Annotated in this window: 21 protein-coding genes; all 21 read left to right on the forward strand. The window is 31.0% G+C overall.

Annotated features, from left to right (window positions below; genetic code table 11):
• Positions 1-3 precede the first annotated feature (3 nt).
• The 21 genes from MQX03_RS06305 (at position 4) to MQX03_RS06405 (ending at position 22,246) form a co-directional block, all read left to right on the forward strand.
• The gene (locus MQX03_RS06305; protein ID WP_242802150.1) at positions 4-1,191 is read left to right on the forward strand and encodes a UDP-N-acetylglucosamine 4,6-dehydratase; all 1,188 of its coding nucleotides are present in this window, start codon (positions 4-6) and stop codon (positions 1,189-1,191) included.
• Between the two features lie 2 nt (positions 1,192-1,193).
• Positions 1,194-2,336, forward strand: coding sequence for a LegC family aminotransferase (locus tag MQX03_RS06310; RefSeq protein WP_242802151.1), 1,143 nt, complete (start codon positions 1,194-1,196; stop codon positions 2,334-2,336).
• Positions 2,326-2,952 (forward strand): acetyltransferase, encoded by a 627-nt coding sequence (locus tag MQX03_RS06315; RefSeq protein WP_242802152.1) that lies wholly within the window; start codon positions 2,326-2,328, stop codon positions 2,950-2,952. The genes MQX03_RS06310 and MQX03_RS06315 overlap by 11 nt, the downstream gene beginning before the upstream one ends.
• Positions 2,953-3,963 (forward strand): N-acetylneuraminate synthase, encoded by a 1,011-nt coding sequence (gene neuB / locus MQX03_RS06320; protein ID WP_242802153.1) that lies wholly within the window; start codon positions 2,953-2,955, stop codon positions 3,961-3,963.
• Positions 3,960-5,114, forward strand: a complete 1,155-nt coding sequence (neuC, locus tag MQX03_RS06325) for a UDP-N-acetylglucosamine 2-epimerase (RefSeq protein WP_242802154.1) — start codon at positions 3,960-3,962, stop codon at positions 5,112-5,114. The genes neuB and neuC overlap by 4 nt, the downstream gene beginning before the upstream one ends.
• Entirely contained in the window at positions 5,111-6,163 is a 1,053-nt protein-coding gene (locus MQX03_RS06330; protein WP_242802155.1) for a nucleotidyltransferase family protein, read from the forward strand. Before neuC ends, MQX03_RS06330 begins: the two co-directional genes overlap by 4 nt.
• A 6-nt stretch (positions 6,164-6,169) precedes the next feature.
• Positions 6,170-6,898, forward strand: coding sequence for an acylneuraminate cytidylyltransferase family protein (locus MQX03_RS06335; protein WP_242802156.1), 729 nt, complete (start codon positions 6,170-6,172; stop codon positions 6,896-6,898).
• Between the two features lie 4 nt (positions 6,899-6,902).
• Entirely contained in the window at positions 6,903-7,820 is a 918-nt protein-coding gene (locus MQX03_RS06340; protein WP_242802157.1) for a Gfo/Idh/MocA family protein, read from the forward strand.
• Complete coding sequence (locus MQX03_RS06345) at positions 7,805-8,554, forward strand: SDR family oxidoreductase (RefSeq protein WP_242802158.1); 750 nt, start codon at positions 7,805-7,807, stop codon at positions 8,552-8,554. The genes MQX03_RS06340 and MQX03_RS06345 overlap by 16 nt, the downstream gene beginning before the upstream one ends.
• Positions 8,555-8,566: 12 nt before the next feature.
• A complete protein-coding gene (gene hisF, locus MQX03_RS06350) occupies positions 8,567-9,412 on the forward strand; it encodes an imidazole glycerol phosphate synthase subunit HisF (protein WP_242802159.1) in 846 nt (281 codons plus the stop codon).
• Positions 9,400-10,065 carry an imidazole glycerol phosphate synthase subunit HisH gene (hisH, locus tag MQX03_RS06355; protein WP_242802160.1) on the forward strand — a complete coding sequence of 222 codons (666 nt, stop codon included), beginning with the start codon at positions 9,400-9,402 and terminating at the stop codon, positions 10,063-10,065. The genes hisF and hisH (MQX03_RS06355) overlap by 13 nt, the downstream gene beginning before the upstream one ends.
• Positions 10,066-10,068: 3 nt before the next feature.
• Positions 10,069-11,301: an N-acetyl sugar amidotransferase gene (locus tag MQX03_RS06360; protein WP_242802161.1), complete on the forward strand. Its 1,233-nt coding sequence runs from the start codon at positions 10,069-10,071 to the stop codon at positions 11,299-11,301.
• A gap of 139 nt (positions 11,302-11,440) precedes the next feature.
• Entirely contained in the window at positions 11,441-12,703 is a 1,263-nt protein-coding gene (locus tag MQX03_RS06365) for an oligosaccharide flippase family protein (protein WP_242802162.1), read from the forward strand.
• 2 nt (positions 12,704-12,705) lie between these two features.
• Positions 12,706-14,055 carry a hypothetical protein gene (locus MQX03_RS06370; RefSeq protein ID WP_242802163.1) on the forward strand — a complete coding sequence of 450 codons (1,350 nt, stop codon included), beginning with the start codon at positions 12,706-12,708 and terminating at the stop codon, positions 14,053-14,055.
• Positions 14,056-14,066: 11 nt separating this feature from the next.
• The gene (locus MQX03_RS06375) at positions 14,067-15,323 is read left to right on the forward strand and encodes an O-antigen polymerase (protein ID WP_242802164.1); all 1,257 of its coding nucleotides are present in this window, start codon (positions 14,067-14,069) and stop codon (positions 15,321-15,323) included.
• Between the two features lie 135 nt (positions 15,324-15,458).
• Positions 15,459-16,661, forward strand: a complete 1,203-nt coding sequence (locus MQX03_RS06380; protein WP_242802165.1) for a glycosyltransferase — start codon at positions 15,459-15,461, stop codon at positions 16,659-16,661.
• On the forward strand, positions 16,651-17,823 hold the full coding sequence (locus MQX03_RS06385; protein ID WP_242802166.1) for a glycosyltransferase: 1,173 nt from the start codon (positions 16,651-16,653) through the stop codon (positions 17,821-17,823). The genes MQX03_RS06380 and MQX03_RS06385 overlap by 11 nt, the downstream gene beginning before the upstream one ends.
• Positions 17,824-17,843: 20 nt before the next feature.
• On the forward strand, positions 17,844-19,121 hold the full coding sequence (locus MQX03_RS06390) for a hypothetical protein (protein WP_242802167.1): 1,278 nt from the start codon (positions 17,844-17,846) through the stop codon (positions 19,119-19,121).
• 590 nt (positions 19,122-19,711) lie between these two features.
• On the forward strand, positions 19,712-20,854 hold the full coding sequence (locus MQX03_RS06395) for an N-acetyl sugar amidotransferase (protein ID WP_262916916.1): 1,143 nt from the start codon (positions 19,712-19,714) through the stop codon (positions 20,852-20,854).
• Positions 20,855-21,469: an imidazole glycerol phosphate synthase subunit HisH gene (gene hisH, locus MQX03_RS06400; protein WP_242802169.1), complete on the forward strand. Its 615-nt coding sequence runs from the start codon at positions 20,855-20,857 to the stop codon at positions 21,467-21,469.
• Positions 21,470-21,472: 3 nt separating this feature from the next.
• The gene (locus MQX03_RS06405; RefSeq protein WP_242802170.1) at positions 21,473-22,246 is read left to right on the forward strand and encodes an AglZ/HisF2 family acetamidino modification protein; all 774 of its coding nucleotides are present in this window, start codon (positions 21,473-21,475) and stop codon (positions 22,244-22,246) included.
• The last annotated feature ends 13 nt before the right edge of the window (positions 22,247-22,259 follow it).

A 22,259-nucleotide genomic window follows, 5' to 3' on the forward strand; every position in this document is an offset into this window, starting at 1 on the left:
ATTATGAATATTCTAAATTTAATTGGAAGAACAAATGAGCTTTTTTCAAATGATATTATTAATCACGAGAAAGAACTCATTTCAATTGTCTCAAATTCCAAATTTCTAGTCATTGGAGGTGCAGGTTCCATAGGTTCTGCAACTACAAAAGAAATTTTTAAACGTAATCCGAAAAAGCTTCATGTGGTTGATATCAGTGAGAACAATATGGTGGAGTTGGTACGTGACGTTCGTAGTTCTTTCGGGTACATTGATGGCGATTTCCAAACCTTTGCTTTAGATATTGGATCGATTGAATACGACGCATTTTGGGAAGCAGACGGAGATTATGATTATGTATTAAATCTTTCTGCTTTGAAGCACGTTCGAAGCGAAAAAGACCCTTATACTTTGATGAGAATGATTGACGTTAATGTTTTTAATACCGATAAAACATTACAGCAATCTATTGATAAAGGCGTAAAAAAATACTTCTGCGTTTCTACTGACAAAGCTGCCAATCCTGTAAATATGATGGGCGCTTCAAAACGTATTATGGAAATGTTTTTAATGCGAAAAAGCAAAGAAATTAAAATTTCTACAGCACGTTTTGCCAATGTAGCTTTTTCTGACGGCTCTTTATTACATGGATTTAATAAACGAATTGAAAAAAAACAGCCAATTGTTGCTCCAAATGACATCAAACGTTATTTTGTAATTCCGAAAGAATCGGGAGAATTGTGTTTAATGTCTTGTATTTTTGGTGAAAACAGAGATGTTTTCTTTCCGAAATTAAGTGAAAATTTACACCTGATTACTTTTGCAGAAATCGCCATAAAATATCTTGCAGAAATCGGTTACGAACCTTATTTGTGTAAAGACGAAGATGAAGCAAGAGCTTTAATCGCAACTTTACCTCAAGAAGGAAAATGGCCTTGCTTATTTACATCAAGTGATACAACAGGTGAGAAAGATTTCGAAGAATTCTTTACAGACAAAGAAACTCTGGATATGGAACGTTTCGAGAATTTAGGAGTCATTAAAAACGAACTAAATATCGAAGAAGGTAAACTTAATTTATTTGAAACTAAAATCAATGAATTAAAATCTGACAAGAAGTGGAACAAGGAAGAGATTGTGGATTTGTTCTTTCAAATGATTCCAGATTTCGGACACAAGGAAACAGGTAAATATTTAGACTCTAAAATGTAACAATGGAGAATATTCAAAATATGGTCTCTTTTGTAAGAGAACATTTCAATTCAGATAAATTCATTCCGCTTCACGAACCACGTTTTCGAGGCAATGAAAAAAAATATTTAGCAGAAACGATTGATTCTACTTTCGTTTCTTCCGTAGGTGCATTTGTCGACCAATTCGAAAATATAATGCAAGATATTACTGGTGCAGTAAAATCTGTTGCAGTGGTAAATGGTTCAGCATCTTTACAAGTGGCGTTGAGAATGGCAGGTGTGAAAAAAGACGAAGAAGTCATCACACAGGCACTTACTTTTATTGCAACAGCCAATGCAATTATCTATAATAATGCAATTCCAGTGTTTGTAGATGTAGATTTAGATACAATGGGACTTTCGCCGAAAGCACTTGAAGATTTTTTAGAAGAATTCGGGGAACTTCGTGAAGATGGTTGTTACAACAAATCTACAGGTCGCAGAATTGCGGCTTGTATGCCAATGCATACGTTCGGTTTTCCGGTTCATTTAGATGAATTAATGGCAGTTTGCAACAAATGGCAAATTCCTTTGGTAGAAGACGCTGCCGAATCTTTAGGAAGTTTTTACAAAGGAAAACATACAGGAACTATTGGGTTAATCAGTGGTTTTTCATTCAACGGAAACAAAGTGGTAACCAGTGGTGGTGGTGGTGCAATTGTTACTAATAATATTGAACTGGGAACTCAGGCAAAATATCTGACTACCACAGCAAAACGCCCGCATCCGTACGAGTTTTTCCACGATGAATTGGGGTACAATTTTAGAATGCCGAATCTGAATGCAGCTTTGGCTTGTGCTCAATTGGAATCTCTAAACGGTTTTCTTGAAGACAAAAGAATTTTAGCGAATAAATACGCTGAGTTTTTCAAGGAATCTGGAATTAAATTCAGACAAGAAACTGCCGACACAAAAGCAAATTATTGGCTGATGTGTGTAGAACTTAATAATAAAGCTGAAAGAGAAGAATTTTTAAAAAATACCAATGACCAAGGCGTAATGACACGCCCGATTTGGAATTTAATGTATCGACTTCCAATGTATTCACATTGTCAACGAGATGCACAGAAAAATGCTGAATTTTTAGAAGAAAGAATAGTTAACATTCCAAGCAGTGCCAGATAAAAAATCTATAGCAATATTAGGCTATTCAGGACATTCTTTTGTTGTTTTAGACGCAGCAAAAAAAATGAGTCTGGATGTGAAATATTATTGCGAAAGAAATCAACTTTTTTATAATCCTTTTGAAATTAACTATATAGGAGATGAAGGAAGTGATTCATTTGATTGGAATTCTGTCGACCAATTTATATTAGGAATTGGGGATAACAAAATCCGCCAGAAAGCAGCAAATTTAATTTTATCTAAAAAAAAGATACTATTAAATGTTATTCATCCTTCGTCAATCGTAAGTAATTATGCGATATTTGGTATTGGAAATTTCATAGCTGCAAATGTTACTATTAATGCTTTAGCCAAAATTGGAAACAATTGTATTTTAAATACAGGATGCATCATAGAGCACGAATGCATCATCGAAAATGGAGTACACATCGCACCCGGAGTAGTTTTAGCAGGAAATGTATCGGTAGGTGAAAATTCCTTCATCGGAGCAAATTCTGTAGTAATACAGGGAGTGAAAATCGGAAATGGAGTAACTGTTGGAGCAGGAAGTGTAGTGATTAAGGATATTCCTGATAATGAAATCTGGGTAGGAAATCCTGCGAAAAAACTTAAATAGATGAATAAAGTTTTAATTATCGCCGAAGCAGGTGTTAATCATAATGGGAATTTAGATAACGCCTTCAAACTAATCGATGCAGCAGTAGATGCCGGTGTTGATTATGTGAAATTTCAGACTTTTAAATCTGAAAATTTAGTTTCCAAATCTGCAAAAAAAGCAGATTATCAAATTCAAAATACAGGAAATTCAACAGATTCGCAGTATGAAATGTTGAAAAAACTCGAACTTTCTCATGAAAATCACGAGCTATTAATTGATTATTGCAAACAAAAAAATATAAAATTTTTTTCCACTGCTTTCGATTTAGATTCTTTAACATATTTAAGAGAAATAGGTTTAGATTTAGTAAAAATTCCTTCAGGGGAAATTACCAATCTGCCTTATTTAAGAAAAGCAGCACAACTTTTCAATAAAGTAATTCTTTCCACAGGAATGTGTACCATGGAAGATATAGAAGCGGCGATTAGTGTTTTTTTAGCGGAAGATATTTCAAAAGATGATATTACCATTCTTCATTGCAACACAGAATATCCCACTCCGATGTATGATGTGAATCTGAAAGCAATGCTTTCCATTCAGCAGAAATTCGGAACTGACATAGGATATTCCGACCATACTTTAGGAATTGAAGTTCCGGTTGCAGCAGTTGCTTTAGGAGCATCAGTTATTGAAAAACATTTTACTTTAGACAATACAATGGAAGGTCCAGACCACGCTGCGTCTTTGGAACCTCAGCAACTGAAAGAAATGGTAAAAGCCATTCGAAACATAGAACAAGCCATTTCTGGTGACGGACTTAAAAAACCGAGCGCATCAGAGATGAAAAATATTGAAATTGCTCGCAAAAGCATTGTAGCTTCGGCATCGATTTCAAAAGGAGAAATTTTCACAGAAGAAAATTTAACTATTAAAAGACCAGGAACCGGAATTTCTCCGATGAAATGGGACGAGGTGATTGGGAAAGTGGCATCAAAGGATTATTCAGCAGACGATTTAATTGAGATATGAAAAAAGTTTGTGTAATAACTGCTACACGTGCAGAATATGGTTTACTAAAACCGTTAATGCAACTCATCAAAGAGTCTAGTCAATTGCAATTACAAATTATTGCAACAGGTGCGCATTTGTCGCCTGAATTTGGATTGACGTATAAAAATATTGAGAATGATGGTTTCGTAATTGATGAAAAAGTAGAAATTCTTTTATCATCTGATACGCCTGCAAGCATTACAAAAACAATGGGAATGGCAATAATGGGAATGGCAGATGTTTTACCAAGGCTAAAACCGGATTTAATTGTTATTTTAGGAGACCGATATGAAATGCTATCAATTGCCTCTGCAGCTACAATTTTTAAAATTCCGATTGCGCATTTGCATGGCGGCGAAATCACGGAAGGAGCATATGATGACGCAATCAGGCATTCTATTACCAAAATGAGTCATCTTCATTTTACTTCCACCGAGGAGTATAAAAAAAGAGTTATTCAAATGGGCGAAAATCCTGAAAATGTCTTTAATGTTGGAGCCATTGGTTTGGATAATATCCGTGATTTGAAATTGCTTTCGAAGGGAGAATTAGAGGCAGATTTAGATATTAAATTCAAAAAATTTAATTATCAGATAACTTTCCATCCAGAAACTTTAGGAAATTTATCTTCTGCAGAGCAATTTCAGAATTTATTGAATGTTGTTGAAAACCAAGAAGATAGTTTTTTTATTTTTACAAAAGCGAATGCTGATACAGACGGACGAATTATTAACCAAATGATTGATGATTTTGTAAAAAAACATTCGAATATTGCAAAAGCTTTTAATTCTTTAGGAACTTTACGGTTTTTATCTACTGTAAAAATCTGTGATGCTATTGTTGGGAACAGTTCTAGTGGTATTTTGGAAGCTCCATCATTGTTTACACTTACTATTAATATTGGTGATAGACAAAAAGGAAGAACACAGGCTTCAAGTATCATTAATGTAGATAACTCGGAAGAGGGAATTTCTTCAGGATTTGAATTAGTGAAAAAACTAATTGCAGAAAACAAAGTTTCTGAGGTGAAAAACCCTTATGATAATGGCGGGGCAGCTCAAGAAATTTTAAATAAAATTCTCGATTATAAAATCATTCAAACCAATAAATCTTTTTATAATTTATCATGAATATAGTTGAAAAACACATTATTTATTATGGGCAATCTGTAAGAGATGCGCTCATAAAGCTTGATGAAATAGCTCCTTCTTCTATTTTATTTGTAGTAGATGAAGACAGAAAGCTTTTGGGGTCATTAACAGATGGTGATTTACGAAGAGGTTTTATAAAAGGATTGGGATTTGAAAATAAACTTCTGGATTTTGTGCAACCTTCACCAATATCTATTAAACATAACAAGTATGACCTTAATCAGTTAGAGAGATTTAGAAAAGATTTATTGAAAATCATACCCATCATCAATGATGATAATGTAATTGTTGATATTCTAGATTTCAGTTTAAGAAAGACCCTGCTTCCTGCTGATGCTATATTGATGGCAGGTGGTGAAGGAAAAAGATTACGTCCGTTAACAGAAAATACACCAAAACCTCTATTGGTTGTTGGTGACAAGCCTATCATTGAATATAATATTGACCGGCTAATTAATTTTGGAATTAAAACTATAAATTTAAGTATCAATTATTTAGGAGAACAGTTGGTTGATTATTTCAAAGACGGAACTTCAAAAGGTATTGAAATTAAATACGTCAAAGAAGATAAACCTTTAGGAACTATAGGTTCTGTGTTATTGGTTGAAAACTTTTATAATGATGATATTATTGTGATGAACAGTGATTTGCTAACTAATATTGATTTTTCAGATTTTTTCAAAGCTTATAAAGAATCTGATGCAGATATGGCAGTAGCTACCACATCTTACCATGTAGATGTTCCGTATGCAGTCTTGGAGGTTGAGGATGATGGTACTGTTGTAAAATCTTTGAAAGAAAAACCAAGATATACTTACTACTCAAATGCGGGAATATATATCATGAAGAAAAAACTGTTGAAAATGATTCCAGAAAATGAATTCTATGATATTACAGACCTTATGGATCGCGTTTTGGAGATGAATCTAAAATTAATTACCTATCCTATCAATGGTTATTGGCTGGATGTGGGTAAACATGAAGATTTCAAAAAGGCTCAGGAAGATATAAAACACATTAAGCTTTAAAAGATAATGAAAGGTTTAGTTACGATTTGTGCACGAGGTGGTTCTAAAGGAATTCCTGGAAAAAATATAAAACCTATTAACGGAAAGCCATTAATAGCTTATTCATTGATTGTTGCTACAGAATTGTCAAATAAATATGATTTAGATATTTTTCTTTCGACTGATTCTGATGAAATCAAAAATGTTGTAAGTTCATTGGGATTTCCTAATATAAATGTAGAATACAACAGACCAGACTTTTTAGCAAACGATACGGCAGGAAAATTAGATGCTATTTCAGATGTTTATCATTATGCTGAAAAGACCAATAATAAAATTTATGACTTTGTTATAGATTTAGATGTTACTTCACCTTTGAGAACTGCTCAGGATTTGTCAGATTCTATTGAGTTGTTGTTTAATAATAATGAAGCACTCAATCTTTTTTCTGTGAGTCCTGCCAATAGAAACCCATATTTTAATATGGTTGAAGAAAAGGAAAATGGTTTTTTTGAATTATGCAAAAAAGGACAGTTTCTTACAAGACAGTCTGCACCAAGGGTTTTTGATATGAATGCATCTTTTTATGTATTCAAGAAAGAATTTTTTGAAGAAAATCATAAAACGGTAATTACAGACAAAAGCTTAATTTACGAAGTACCTCATCTATGTTTTGATTTAGACCATCAGATAGATTTTGAATTTATGTCTTTTCTTTTAGAGAACAGAAAACTTGATTTTGATTTTAATTATTAATTAAATGAAAGTTTTAATTATTGGTTTAGGTTCCATCGCAAAAAAGCATATTATCGCTATCAATCAGTTAGATCAATCAGCTGAAATTTATGCATTAAGGAGTAATCCTAATAGTAAAAGTGATATTGCAGGAGTAATTGATACTTATCATCTCAATGATGTAAAAGTGTCAGAGTTGGATTTTGTTTTAATATCAAATCCCACTTCAGAACATTTTTCTACCATTCAAAAGTTAGTTGAATTTGATATACCCTTGTTTATAGAAAAACCTTTGTTTTCAGAAATAAACAACGAAACCCAATCTCTTGTTGATGAAATTGAAAAAAAGGGAATTACCACTTATGTTGCATGTAATCTCAGGTTTTTAGATTGTATAAAAGAGTTAAAAACAATTTTAAAAGACGAAAAAATTAATGAAGTCAATGTTTACTGTGGATCATATCTTCCAGATTGGAGACCGGGAGTAGATTTTAGAACCGTTTATAGTGCCAACAAAGAAATGGGAGGAGGTGTACATATCGATTTGATTCATGAATTGGATTATGTTTATTGGCTTTTTGGCAACCCTGATAAAACAAATTCCTTTTTCTCGAATACTTCGTCTCTCAAAATCTCTGCGTACGATTACGCCAATTATTTGTGGACTTATAAAACTTTTTCTGCATCAATAATTTTAAATTATTTCAGAAAAGAAAGGAAAAGGTCGATTGAGGTGATCACTGATAAAGGAGCATATTATGTTGATTTATTAAAAAATACAATTGAATTTAATAATAAATGTATCTTTGCATCGCAAAAAAGAATAGTGGATACTTATTATAGTCAGATAGAATTTTTTGTTGAAAATATCTTGAAAGGGAGTGAAAAATTTAACACAATTGAAGAAGCAAATACTATCCTAAAATTATGTATGAAGGATTAAAAAATAAGGTTATTATACTCACTGGTGCAGGTGGTTTAATAGGACAACAATCCTTGAAACATCTTGTAAAATATGGTGCGAAAGTAATTGCTGTAGATGTTAAAAGCTTCGACTGTGAAGCAGATTTATTTTTAACAAATGATATTACACAACCACAGGCAGTAGATGAACTTCTTCAGATTGTTCTTGATAAATATGGTAAAATAGATGGACTTGTCAATTTGGCCTATCCAAGAACTGCCGATTGGGGAGCTAAGTTTGAAGATATACCATACGATTCTTGGACAAAAAATGTAGATATGCAGCTGAATTCAGTATTTTATATTTGTCAGAAAACAATAAAAATTATGAAGATGCAGAATTGTGGTTCTATCGTTAATATAGCCTCAATTTATGGAGTGGTGGGTAATGATTTCACTTTGTACGAAGAATATGGGGGAACATCTCCTGCAGCTTACGCAGCAATAAAAGGTGGTGTTATTAATTTTTCAAAATATTTGGCATCTTATAATGGAAAATATAATATCAGAGTCAATTGTGTTTCACCGGGTGGAGTTTTAGACGAGAAAAACCAAAATCCATCATTTATAAAAAGATATAGCGAGAAATCGCCATTAAAAAGATTAGGAAACCCAGAAGAAATGGCACCGGCTATTTCGTTTTTACTCTCAGATGATGCTTCGTTTATAACAGGACATAATCTGATGGTTGATGGAGGGTGGACTGCAATTTAAATAAAATAAAATATGAATACAGTAAGAGTTATTCCAAGATTAGATATTAAAGGTCCTAATCTGGTTAAAGGAATACATTTGGAAGGTTTAAGAGTTTTAGGTAAACCCTCTGATTTTGCTAAATACTACTACGAACAAGGAGCAGACGAATTGATGTTCATGGATGTGGTAGCATCTTTATACGAAAGAAATAGCCTTCACGATATTATTTCCGAAACAGTAAAAAAGATATTTATTCCTATAACAGTAGGAGGAGGTCTTAGAACCATATCTGACATTAAAGAGGTATTGCGTGTAGGTGCTGATAAAGTTTGTTTAAATACGGCTGCAATAAAAAACCCGCAACTTATAAAAGATGCATCAAGAATGTTTGGTTCTTCTACAATTGTAGTGGCAATCGAAGCCATCAAAGAAAGTGAAGGTAAATACCTTGCTTATACAGATAATGGAAGAGAATACACCGGTGTTGATGTATTCGAGTGGGCTCAGAAAGTAAACGAATTGGGCGCAGGTGAAATTGTTATTACCTCTGTAGATAAAGAAGGAACAGGTCAGGGTTATGATTCTGAACTTATTTCTAAGTTAAGCAGCCTTGTGAGCATTCCGGTTATTGCTCACGGTGGAGCAGGAAAAAAAGAAGATGTGGTAGACGTTTTGAAAACCGCACATCCAAGTGCTGTGATGATATCGTCTTTATTTCACTATGACTTTATCAAAGAAAATGAATCAAATGGTTCTGAACTTGAAGGGAATGTGGAATTCTTGAAACAAAAAAGAACTTTTCACACTTTTGAGCCTTGCAGTATTTCCGATGTTAAAAGAGAATTATTAGCTAACCACATTGAATGCAGATTATAATGGATAATAAAAAGAAAGTAGTGATTATAGATTACAAATTGGGTAATCTATTCAGTGTAAAGCAAGCTTGTGACACTGTAGGAATGAATTCTATAATGAGTTCCAGCAGAGAAGATGTAATGAATGCAGATGCTCTTGTATTACCTGGAGTAGGTGCCTTCAATGAAGGAATGAATAATCTGAAAAATCTTGATTTGGTAAGCGCTATTAAAGAAAAAGTTGCCAATGATACTCCTTTATTTGGGGTATGTTTAGGACAGCAATTGCTCTTTACAGAAAGTGAAGAATTTGGAGCAGGTAACGGACTCGATATTATTGCAGGAGTAATAAAAAGATTCCCAGAACAAGTAGAAGACAGAAAAATAAAGGTACCTCATATCTCTTGGAACAAAATCTATGCTGCAGAGCAGGATTGGAAAAATACCCCTTTAACTGAGTTGGACAACAATGAATTTATGTACTTCATCCACTCCTATTTTGTAAAACCTGAAAATGATTCTTGTATCTTAACTTTAACAAATTATGATGAGATAGAATTCTGCTCATCTGTTTCTTACAAAAACATATTTGCCACACAATTCCACCCGGAAAAGAGTGCAGATAAAGGAATTTCTATTTATAAAAATTGGGCTTTAAATAATAATTTAATATAACAAATGTCAGAAAAAAAATTACTAGAAGCGTATTACGGCTTACCTCAAGAAGTGAAGTTTTGTACCAAGTGTGTAATGTCTAATCAAAGACCAACTTCCGCTGTAGAATTCAAGCACACTATTGACAGCAAAAAAACTACCATGAATTTTGATGAGGATGGTGTTTGCGATGCATGTAGAACTGCCGAAATCAAAGATGGTATCGATTGGGGGATGCGTGAAGAAGAGCTTGTTAAGCTTTTGGATAAGCACAGAAAGAACGACGGTTCGTATGATTGTTTGGTTCCTGGAAGTGGTGGTAAAGACAGTGCTTACCAAGCACATGTTCTAAAATATAAATACAATATGAACCCCCTAACGGTAACTTGGCCTCCAATTTTGTATACCGATTATGGTTTAAAAAACTGGAGAAACTGGTTGGATAGCGGTTTTGACAATATATCTTTTTACAGAAATGGAAAAGTGATGAAATTGTTGACAAAACTATCAATCGAAAATCTATTACATCCATTCCAAACATTTATCTTAGGACAAAAGAACCTTGCTCCAAAAATTGCGGCACAACACGGTATCAATCTGATATTTTATGGAGAAAATGAGGCAGAATATGGTAACCCTTTAGCTGATAATACATCTTCTTTGAGAGATAAATCTTATTATAGTTTTGAACACTTGGATGAGATATTTCTTGCTGGTGTTTCTGTAAAGGAATTGGTTGAAAAATATGATGTTCGTTTAAGTGATTTGATGTCTTATTTACCTCCCAAATTGGAAGATCTTGAGAAAGCAAATATTGAAGTTCATTATCTTGGGTATTATCTAAAATGGACTCCACAAGAAGTGTATTACTATGCAGTAGAAAATACAGGTTTCAAAGCAAGACCTCACAGAACACAAGGAACTTTCAGTAAATACAGTGGAATCGACGATAAAATTGATGATTTACACTTCTTTACTACCTTTATTAAATTTGGAATTGGAAGAGCAAGTTACGATGCAGCTCAGGAAATCAGAAACAGACACTTAACTAGAGAAGAGGGTGTAGCATTAGTGAATAGATTTGATGGAGAATTCCCAGATAGATACTTCGATGAAATCATGGAGTATATTGGTATGGAGCCAGAGTATTTCCATGAATTATGCGACAAATTTAGATCACCTCACTTATGGGGTAAAGATGCAGATGGTCAATGGAAACTGAGACATAATGTTGCACAGTCTGGATTAGAAGATTAATCGAAAGCACTTAAAGATAAGCCCAAATTTTTAATTTATTTTGTAATATCAATAATAAATTAAAAATTTGGGTTTATTTTAGAAAATAATATTAAAAAATAATTTCCGAAAAAGGATATAGATCTTGAAAATTAAATAGATGAGAACAGTACCCGGAAAGATAAAAAAAGGTTTTGTTACTTATAAAACACCGATTATTTATGCTTCAAGCTCTATTACTAAAGCTGTTGCAACGTTAATTGCGGGTTTCTTTATTGCAAAATTTATTTCACCTGAAGATTTGGGATTATGGTCTACGCTTTCCTTATTCATCACGTATGCCTTATTTTTGCAAGGCGGTGTAATTAATGGATTGAACCTCGAATTACCACTGTCTTTTGGTGAGGGAAAAAATAAAAGAGGCAGATTAATGGTAAGTGTAACGCAAACATTTACGCTTTATATATCTAGTGCATTTTTTGTAATAGGATTTATGCTGTATCTATTTTTCCCTTTCGAAAATATTAAAATTAAATTTGGTGTTTTAGCCGTATCCTGTATTATCGTATTAACTTTTTACCAAAATCATTTGCTTTCAACTTTTCGTTCGAATAATTCTTTTTTAAAGTTGTCCTATTTGCAGATCATTGATGCGTTTGTAAATATTATCACCATATTTTTAGTCTTATATTTCTCCTACTATGGTTTATTGCTAAAAGCCGTTATTGTTATCATCATATTTGTTGCACTTTTACATATAAACAGACCTATTAAAGTTTCCTTAAAATGGGATCGGAAAGTTTTTTTTAATTTGGCAAAAGTTGGATTTCCAATATTTATTTTAGCTTATATAGAATCTTTAGCACTTACTTTTGATAAACTAATTTTAATTAAATACACAGACCTGAAAAGTGTGGGATTTTATTCTTTTGCATTATACGCATTAGCTTTTTCAACGCTTTTTGCTAATTCTATTGCAAGTTATATTTATCCTAAAATGTCTTATCAATATGGGAAAGATAAGAATACATTAATCCTTTGGAAATACGTAAAAAAAATAACAGTTTTATTATTCATTATTCAACTGCCACTTTTTGTAATAGGCTATTTTGTGATACCGATAGTAGTAACAGACTATTTTCCGAATTATATAGAAAGTATAATACCAATGCAAATTTTATTACTGGCAGGAATTATGAAAGGTTCCGTAATTGGTGTAAATGTTATTTGGAGTATGAAAAAATGGAAGTATATGATAATCTATCAAGTTTTATATTCTGTACTTGTCGTTGTACTTACTTTTTTGTTTCTAAAGTTGTTTGATGATAAAATTATTGGGGTGTCATTTGGAATATTGGTCGCTAACACATTAAATCTTATAAGTGGGATTTATCTTTCTTATAAGGCAACGCACATCGCATAAAAATGGAAAACATCAAACCAAAGCAATTATCGTTTTCAGAAATCACGGATAAATTCCTGAAATTAGAAGAGAAAAAACAACTTCTAAATTTAAAAATCAACAATGTTTTTCCTTGGCAAATTGTAAGGGTGAAAATTTTTACCGAAATTATAACTCACTATATGCCCGGAAATGTAGAACAGCCGACTGAACAAAAATTTAATAATCTAAAAAGAATACTTTATAGATTATTAGCAAATGCTATGATCTACAATCCTTTTTTTGATTTTGCAAAAAGCGAAATTTTAATGTTTGAAAGTGGTAGAAAATATAGAAGTAAGAATTCTTATATTGATATTTATACTCATTATTTGCATGATATTTTAAAAAAACAAGGAAAAAACATTACTACGTATGAAACGTATTATAATGAAAATGAAAGTTTTTACAAACGAGGTAAGAAAGTAAAACATCTGGATTTTATCCATTTTTATACTTCTTTTCTCTCAAAAATAAAAAAAGGTAATTTCACTGATTCAGAGTTGAAAAAAATAAAATCTATTAGAAAAGATCTTACCAACGAATTTAATTTAGATATAAATGTTTTAGGCATTTTTAATTCGGAAATTAATAAGTTTAAAATTGAATTTAGTCTTTATGATCGGTTATTAAAAAAGAAAAAACCAAAAGAAATATTCATCATTAATTCTTGTGATAGATGTTCCCTAATAGATGCTGCGAAGCAAAACAAAATCTTTGTAAATGAACTTCAGCATGGCCTCAATAGTGATAAAGATGTTATTTTAAATTTTCCATTTGCAAAAAAAGATTCTTTAGCCTACTTTCCAGACAAATTTTATATTTGGGATAACGTAGATATGTTTTTTGCGACATTGCCATTAAGTGAAAAAAATATTTTATCTCTTCCTAATTATCATTTGCAACAGTTAGTTGATGAAACTATTGATGTTCCAAAGGAAAATGATCACCTACTTTTTATATCACAACCAATAGGATCTATTGAAATTCAAGAATTTATTATTAACAATATAGAAAAGTTGGCTAATTATAAAATTAGCTATAAAGTACATCCGGCAGAGAATAAAGATAACTTAGTGAAGTTACGCAATTACTCTGATAATCATTTAAATTTGAGAATAATAGATAATAATGAATCTATTTATGTATTGATGAAAAAAGCAAAATATGTCATTGGCATTTATTCATCTGCACTTTTTGAAGCAATAGCTTTTGATTGTAAAATTATTCTTCTAAATTTGTCTGGAGTGGAAATGTCATTTCCTTTATTAAAACAATCTAATAATAAATTGATAGAAATAAATGAAGATTTATCAGTTTATTTAAATGATTAACCTACGTATAAATGGTTTTACTTTTTATTTTTTTTTTAGTTCTATTTCTTGGATATCTCAAGAACAAATCCTTGGCTTGGATTTTAGTTATTATACAGTTGCTTTCTGCCGGAGGTGTATTTTTCATGGGAAAGGATTTGAATATGGAAAATTTAACCGATTACGCATATGTTCTTCTATCATGTGTTTTATTATTTTTAATAATTTCTCCTTGGAAGAATTATTATGGAGTGCAAGAATTTGTTGTGCCTAATTCCCAAAAACTTAAAAATTTTACGAATTTTCTGATTATTGTTAATTCAATTGCTTTTGTAATCCTGTCCATTATTACATACATTGTACAATCCACAGTGGTAGATATTAATAAATTTAAATATTCTGAAGGAGTTGGTGCCGATTTCATAGCATCTCATTTGCCATTTCCAAATGTTTTTTTCAGTTTAGCAATTATGTTATCTTATTTTGGTTATTTTATTTTGCCACTTCATTTTTACTATCTATATAAGAAGAGATTTTTATTATCATTGGTTTGTTTTATTCTTTCATTAAATATTATGCTTGTTGGCCTCACCTATTTTTCACGTGCAGCAGTATTGCAATATGTTTTTATTTACCTCTTCATGTTGTATTTGCATTATAATATTTACAATAAATTTATAAAACGAAATATTAAAATAGGAATGATCATAACTAGCGTAGTTGCTGTTATGTATTTTATAAATGTTTCAGTTTTGAGATTTCAAGAAGATACTTCTTTGGCAAAGAGTTATTCTAAAACTATTCCTGTAGATGCTGTAACACAGGATCCATTAACATATAGTTTTTTAGATTATATGTCGCAAGGCTATTTAAATGGATTTGAAGTATTGAAAATTTATAAGGGCGAAGGATTTAATGGCACACTTACTTTTGAGAAAGTGATTGGTCTCATCTCCAATGATTCAAATGCAACTTATAATCGTTTAAAATATAGACAGAAATTATGGCCTCGTGAGTACAGTTATAGTTTTAACGGTTTTCCTGCTTATGCAGTTTATGATTATGGTATTTTAGGTAGTATTTTAGTATGTTTGCTTTATTTTTTCTTAATAAATAAACTAAAACCTAGAAATGATATGCTGGATTTAAGAAATGTTTTTATAATTGTTGTGCTTATTCAAATTCCGCTAATGTCAATATTTTATAGCGAAATAGGAGGTTCTATTATAGCCATTTTATTGTGTATACCGGTTTGGATATATTTTAAATTTAATATAAAAAATGCTTAATTGTTTTAAAAAGCTAAATGTAATTCAATTTAGATATTAATAGTCCCTACTATAAAAGAACTTTTTTTAATGAAAAACAAGATATTGGTTATCAGTCACAATCCTTTTTCAAAAATTAGCAACAATGGTAAAACATTGGAAGCAATTTTTTCCAAATTCAAAAAAGAGGAATTGGCGCAATTATATTTTGTTGAAATCGATGTAGACAGAGATTTTGCAGAAGCAAACTTTTATGTTTCCGATAAAGATGTTGTAAAATCAATGTATGGTGCAAAGATTGAAAATAAATATTCTTTAACAAAATCACTAAATGACAACTCACAAAATTTCGGAGAATCCAAAATAGTTCAGTTTTTAAGAAATCATAATCAAACATTCGCTTTATTTCGCGATCTACTTTGGCAAACTTTCCGATTGGAAAAAAAAGATTCACTTTTGAGCTGGATTAAAGATTTTAATCCCAATTTTATCTTTTTTGTAGGTGGCTATCAAGCCTCAACTCATAGGATGGTAAGATTTTTGTCTAACAGATTTCAAGTGAAATATGGAATTTTTTATACAGATGATTATATTATATACCCTAATCAAGACAATATTCTAAAGAAAATTCAACATGGCAGGTTAAAACGGAGCTATGCTAAAACAATCAAAGACGCTTCAATTTGTTTTGCAATTGGTGATATGATGGCAGAGGAATATAGTAAATATTTTAACAAAACGTTTCAACCTATTATGAATATGGTAAGAACCGATTTGCCTATCATTAAAATAACGAATAATGAGAAATTTGTGATTTCTTATTTTGGTGGATTACACCTTAATAGATGGAGAATGTTAGCTGGTTTTTCTTCACAACTTGATCAAAAATCAATTATTTTGCGAGTATATGCAAATGACGTTTTAAAAGAAGATGTCGCACGAATTTTTGAAGAAACGAATATAGATTTTAAAGGATGCGTAACTGGCGAAGGATTAAAAAATGCAATAGCCGATTCTGATGCTCTCATTCACGTTGAAAGTGATTTATTGGAATATAGATCACTTACAAAACTTTCCGTATCTACTAAAATTCCAGAATATTTAAATACGAATAAACTTGTAATAGCTTATGGTCCCAAAGATATTGCATCCATAAAACTAATATCAGATAATAATCTCGGTTTGGTTATCAATCATCAAAATGAGGTAAGAGAGAAAATGGATGAAATTCTCAAAAATCCTTCGCAGATTGCTGTTTTCTCTGAAAATGCCAGAAATTATGCATCATCCTATTTTAACATTGAAAAAAACAGTTTAAAATTTAAACAATTGATAGAAAACATCATCCATGAAGATTAATTTTATTGGAGGTTTCTTTCCTGAAGATCAACTTTCAGATTACATAAATAGCACCAAAGGCGATTTTCATTACGCTGCAGATTCGCTTCAAAAATCTATAATTTCTGGATTAAAGATTAATTCAATTGAAACCAAGCTTATTACAATTCCATTTTTAACCAACTATCCTAACAATAGTAATATTATTGTAAAAGGTCATAAAGGAAGCAAGTATAGCAGTATTCCATTTATTAATTTAAAACTAATTGATTCATTTAGTAAATCCATCAACTTAAAAAAGTTTATTATTAATGAAATTCCTAACAAAGAAGATGAGATATTGCTAATTTATGGAATGTTCGATTACTTTCTAAAAGGTATTCCCAATACTTACAAAAATAAGATAAGCCTTATAGTTCCAGATTTACCTGCAATGATGGGTGGAGATATGAAAAAGTTTCATATTAAAATGTACATTAAGTATGTTGAATATATGATTAAGAAAAATATTCATAAAGTAGATTCTTTCGTATTCATATCAAAATATATGAAAGATATGGTTGATACAAAAGGAAAACCTTGGGTTGTAGTTGAAGGTATTTACAATAATCAAATTAATGTAGAATTACCTTCAAAAGAAGAAAGTATTACGATTCTTTATACAGGAACATTAGCAAAAAGATATGGAATAATAGAATTAATCAATGCTTTTAGTTTGATTGAAAATCAGGATTATAAATTATGGATTTGTGGAGACGGAGACGGTAGAGAAAATGTGGAAAATGCGGCAAAAAAAGACGCTCGTATAAAGTACTTTGGAATAATACCCAATAATGAAAGCTTGGTGCTTCAAAGAAGAGCAACAATCCTTGTTAATCCAAGGCAAAATAATTCAGAATATACTAAGTATTCATTTCCATCAAAAACTATGGAATATTTAGCTTCGGGAACGCCGACCATAATGTACAAATTAGATGGTGTTCCCGAGGAATACTGCAAATATTTTTTTTCTCCTAAAGATAACTCTGAAAATAGTCTCAAAGAAAAAATTATAGAAATAGCTGTTTTAAAACAAGAAGAGAGGGATAGTTTTGGGAAAATAGCACAAAATTTTATTTTTGAAAATAAAAATCCTCAGGTTCAAGTAGAGAAAATTATAAATATGGTAAAAGACCTAATTTAAAAATTACTTATATTTAAATTATGAAAAAAAGCAATGATTCAAAATTATTAATATTTCGTTTTACTTTTATATGCTTGTTTCTTATCGCATCTATTTGCTACGGGCAAATTAAAAATACCATAAATGTTGCAAAAAAAGGAATTTATCCCATAAAAGGAATTGAGACGGATCAACAAAAATATGCTCGCTGGGAGAAGATTGAAGCCTTGTTTCAGGATGCAAGAAAAAATAAGTTCAACCTTTTTTTTCCAGCAGGTGTGTATGATGTAGGATCTAGAAATTTTCCTTTCAGAACCCCAGAATATGTAAAGAATGATCTTTTATTAGATTGCGCAAACATCACAATCAGTGGAGAAAAAGGAACAATTTTTATGACCTCAGGAACAGGTGGGGATGTTTTGCAACTTAACAAAGTTAAAAATATTACCATTAAGAATTTAGAGATTACAGCAACGATACAGAATCAAAAGAAACATGGTTCAAATGGGATTTCTATAACCAACGGTTTTGATAATATTAATCTTGATAATATAAAAGTTTATGATTTACCTGGTGTAGATGTAGAAACCTGGGTAGATGGGAACAAAGGTTTAACAATTCAAAGCGATATAGGAAGTACATCTTATATGGGAAGCATTACTGCAAAAAATATTTATGTAGAAAATGTAGCTTATGGTTTCCGAATGGATACCGGGCATCTTTCTGATCTTCTCAAAAATTATAAAACGATAAAGGTTGATGTTGAAATGACAGTCAAAAAAGCATTTCAAGGATTCTCCATGGAATTTGGAATGTCTCAAAATGATATACCAGATAATGCCAAATTAAATATTAAAGCAAATATAAAATTACAAGATTGTCAACAATATATTCGACTCGGAAGAGTAATTGGAGGGAAATATAATTTTGAACTTAGTAAAACCGAAAATGATAATAGAATTTTTAATGATTACAACAATAAAAAATGGTTATCAGTTCATGATGGGGTTTTTGGATTTATTTCCTATTATACCAAAAAAACAGATGTGACAATAAAAGGAAATATTGGTAATGTAGATACAAAAGTATGGATCGGAGCGGTTGGGAATATTGTAGAACCATTTAATTTGAGAAATAGCACAGAATATAATAAATTTTATTTTGACATAGGTGGTAAATCTTCAGATACTGATTTACGCCTCATTTCTGTTGCAGGAAATTCTTTAAATAATAATGAGATTAAAATTACTAAGAGAACAACAGATAAAATTCCTCTTGAATTTACATCCAATTCAAATAATTTAATTAAGTTAAAGTAGAAATTTTAGACTTTCGATAGGAGTAATTTATAAACAGTTTGATAATTATATTTTGTCAAACAATATAAGTTTATATAAAATAAAGCACTTTTGATAATAGACTATATCGGCTCATTCGGAACAGCAGTTTTTACCGTTTTCTTGATGTCAATTATTTTAAAGAAAGTCAGGTTATTTTGCTGCGATGAAAAAAATAGGACTATTACATTCTTATTAAAAGATAAACCAAATAGTATAAAAAAGTTTTGTTGTGATTGCCGTTAATAAAAATGGGATTTTATCCGAAGATAAAGAAAATAGATTTCTAGTTTATAAACAACCTATCAATTCTTAGTTAATAATCTAAATGAATTTGTTTTTAATAAAAGTAATCTATTATACAAATTGTAACAGCCATCGCTTAATATAGAATTTTGAATTACAATGTATTTTCTATTTTTTGTAATTATTTATTTTATAGCTTAATAACTAAACTGAAAAATTCTCATCAATATTTTTTAAGTTTAAAATATTATCTAAATTATCACACGAATTCGCAACAATTCACAAAATAATTATTCGCAAATTCATACCTTTGCAAAAAACTTTGGATGATTAATCGCCCTTATCAAATCTGCACAAAAACAATAATGGATACTACGGATCCCAATATTGTTTTTAATGATAAAGGAGAAAGCGATTATTATACCAATTACATTAAGAATATAAAACCCAATTGGCATACCAATGATAAGGGTTATAAAGAATTAATGAGAATTGCAGGAAATATAAGAAAAAATTCTAAAAACAAAGATTTCGATTGTATCATTGGTCTTAGTGGTGGTTTAGATAGTTCCTATGCGGTATACGTGGCTAAAGAAATTATGGGTCTTCGTCCATTGGTTTTTCATGTTGATACTGGCTGGAATACCAATCAAGCAGTTTCAAATATCGAAAAAATTATTGATGGTTTACAATTAGATCTCTTTACAGAAGTCATTAATTGGGAAGAGATGAAAGACCTTCAGATTTCTTTTTTAAAATCTCAAATTTCTGATCAAGATTTACCTCAGGATTATGCCATTTTCTCTGCACTTTATCGATTTGCCAAAAAACATAAAATCAATAGTGTAATTACAGGAAGTAATTTTTCTACAGAATGTTGCAGGGAACCTGAAGAATGGGGCGGGTTTACAGGTATTGATAAAATATTAGTAAATGATATACATGGTCAATTTGGCACAATACCCCTCAAAACATTTCCTTTAGTAGATATTTTATCTTATAAGATTTATTACAGATATATTCATGGAATGGCTATTTATAAGCCACTAAATTTATTTCCTTTTAATAAAATTGATGTAGAAAAATTGCTTAATGAGAAATTTCAATGGCAACCCTTTCAACACAAACACCACGAATCTCGTTTCACAAGATTTTATGAAGATTATTGGTTGCCAAGAAAATTTGGCTATCAAAAAAGAAAAGCCCATTTCTCTAGTTTAATATTAACCGGACAAATGACGCGTGAGGAAGCACTAGAAAGAGTTTCAAAACCAGAACTTTCTGAAGAATTTTTAATGAAAGAGTTCGAATATGTTGCTCATAAATTAAAGATGACTACTGACGAGTTGCAGCAAATTTTCGAAGGAGAAAATAAAACCTATAAAGATTATAAAAATAAAATGGGTCTTATTAAATTTGGTGCACAAGCCATGCAGAAATTAGGCTTAGAAAAAAGATTATTTAGATAAATGATAACACTTATTGATTACGGTGTAGGAAATATAAATGCTTTTGTAAATGTGTATAAAAGGGTAAATATTCCTGTGAAAATTGCAAAAAATATACAAGATTTAGAAGGTGCTCAAAAACTTATTCTTCCTGGCGTAGGACATTTCAATCATGCAATGTCTCAACTCAATAATTCGGGAATGAGAGCAAAATTAGATGAGTTGGTTTTAGAAAAAAAAATCCCGGTAATTGGCATCTGTGTAGGGATGCAAATGATGGGGAACTGCAGTGATGAAGGAAATATGGAAGGTTTGAAATGGATTGATGCTTCTGTGAAAAAATTTGATGAAACGAAAATAAATCAAGTCACTCGTCTTCCGCACATGGGTTGGAATGACGTAAAACCAAAAAAAGACTTAGCATTATTCAAAGGTTTAGAGAATGACGCTATTTTTTATTTCCTACATACCTATTATTTTGAATGCAATAACCCAGATGATATTATGGCTATTTCACATTACGGTATTGAATTCGCCTGCGCAGTACACCATGAGAATAAATACGGAATTCAATTTCATCCCGAAAAAAGCCATCATTATGGCGAAATATTACTCCATAATTTTGCGAAACTTTAAGATATGCTTAGACCGAGAATAATTCCAAGTTTATTGTTGCAAGATAATGGTTTGGTAAAAACTATAAATTTTAAAAACTCGAAATATGTGGGAGATCCCATTAATGCGGTTAAAATTTTTAATGAAAAAGAAGTTGATGAGCTTGCTATTTTCGATATTGATGCTACAGCAAGAGGTTTAGAACCTAATTATGGCTTAATTGAAAGAATTGCAAACCAATCTCGTATGCCTCTTTGTTACGGTGGCGGTGTAAAAACAGTAGAGCAGGCACAAAAAATATTCTCATTAGGGATAGAAAAAATTGCACTCAGCTCTGCTGTACTTCAAACTCCAGAACTTATTACAAGAATTGGTGATAAAGTTGGTGCACAAAGTGTTGTAGTAGTTTTAGATGTTAAGAAAAAATTATTTGGAGGATATGAAGTTTGTACTCATAATGGTAAAAAAGGCACCGGAATAAACCCATTTAAATTTGTAGAATTAGCGCAAAATTTAGGAGCAGGAGAAATTATAATTAATTCCATTGATCAAGATGGAATGATGAAAGGTTATGACATGACTCTTATCAATAAAATACGAGAGAAAATTTCACTTCCTCTTACAGTTTTAGGCGGTGCGGGATCTTTAAATGATATCAAAGAAGTGATCAATGAACACAAAATTATTGGGGTTGCTGCAGGAAGTTTGTTTGTATTTAAAGGAGTTTACAAAGCAGTATTAATTAATTATCCACCAAGAGAAGTGAAAGAAAAATTATATTCCTCCCATCACTCTTAATAAATAATAGAGA

It is taken from the genome of Chryseobacterium aahli (assembly GCF_022699665.1).
Taxonomy (GTDB): domain Bacteria; phylum Bacteroidota; class Bacteroidia; order Flavobacteriales; family Weeksellaceae; genus Chryseobacterium; species Chryseobacterium aahli.

Coding starts and splice junctions, on each gene's coding strand:
- MQX03_RS06395 (WP_262916916.1), top strand. CDS start 19,712: ATGATTAATCGCCCTTATCAAATCTGCACAAAAACAATAATGGATACT.
- MQX03_RS06340 (WP_242802157.1), top strand. CDS start 6,903: ATGAAAGTTTTAATTATTGGTTTAGGTTCCATCGCAAAAAAGCATATT.
- neuC (WP_242802154.1), top strand. CDS start 3,960: ATGAAAAAAGTTTGTGTAATAACTGCTACACGTGCAGAATATGGTTTA.
- MQX03_RS06365 (WP_242802162.1), top strand. CDS start 11,441: ATGAGAACAGTACCCGGAAAGATAAAAAAAGGTTTTGTTACTTATAAA.
- hisH (WP_242802160.1), top strand. CDS start 9,400: ATGCAGATTATAATGGATAATAAAAAGAAAGTAGTGATTATAGATTAC.
- neuB (WP_242802153.1), top strand. CDS start 2,953: ATGAATAAAGTTTTAATTATCGCCGAAGCAGGTGTTAATCATAATGGG.
- MQX03_RS06390 (WP_242802167.1), top strand. CDS start 17,844: ATGAAAAAAAGCAATGATTCAAAATTATTAATATTTCGTTTTACTTTT.
- MQX03_RS06330 (WP_242802155.1), top strand. CDS start 5,111: ATGAATATAGTTGAAAAACACATTATTTATTATGGGCAATCTGTAAGA.
- MQX03_RS06310 (WP_242802151.1), top strand. CDS start 1,194: ATGGAGAATATTCAAAATATGGTCTCTTTTGTAAGAGAACATTTCAAT.
- MQX03_RS06375 (WP_242802164.1), top strand. CDS start 14,067: ATGGTTTTACTTTTTATTTTTTTTTTAGTTCTATTTCTTGGATATCTC.
- MQX03_RS06405 (WP_242802170.1), top strand. CDS start 21,473: ATGCTTAGACCGAGAATAATTCCAAGTTTATTGTTGCAAGATAATGGT.
- MQX03_RS06370 (WP_242802163.1), top strand. CDS start 12,706: ATGGAAAACATCAAACCAAAGCAATTATCGTTTTCAGAAATCACGGAT.
- MQX03_RS06345 (WP_242802158.1), top strand. CDS start 7,805: ATGTATGAAGGATTAAAAAATAAGGTTATTATACTCACTGGTGCAGGT.
- MQX03_RS06305 (WP_242802150.1), top strand. CDS start 4: ATGAATATTCTAAATTTAATTGGAAGAACAAATGAGCTTTTTTCAAAT.
- hisH (WP_242802169.1), top strand. CDS start 20,855: ATGATAACACTTATTGATTACGGTGTAGGAAATATAAATGCTTTTGTA.
- MQX03_RS06385 (WP_242802166.1), top strand. CDS start 16,651: ATGAAGATTAATTTTATTGGAGGTTTCTTTCCTGAAGATCAACTTTCA.
- MQX03_RS06335 (WP_242802156.1), top strand. CDS start 6,170: ATGAAAGGTTTAGTTACGATTTGTGCACGAGGTGGTTCTAAAGGAATT.
- MQX03_RS06360 (WP_242802161.1), top strand. CDS start 10,069: ATGTCAGAAAAAAAATTACTAGAAGCGTATTACGGCTTACCTCAAGAA.
- hisF (WP_242802159.1), top strand. CDS start 8,567: ATGAATACAGTAAGAGTTATTCCAAGATTAGATATTAAAGGTCCTAAT.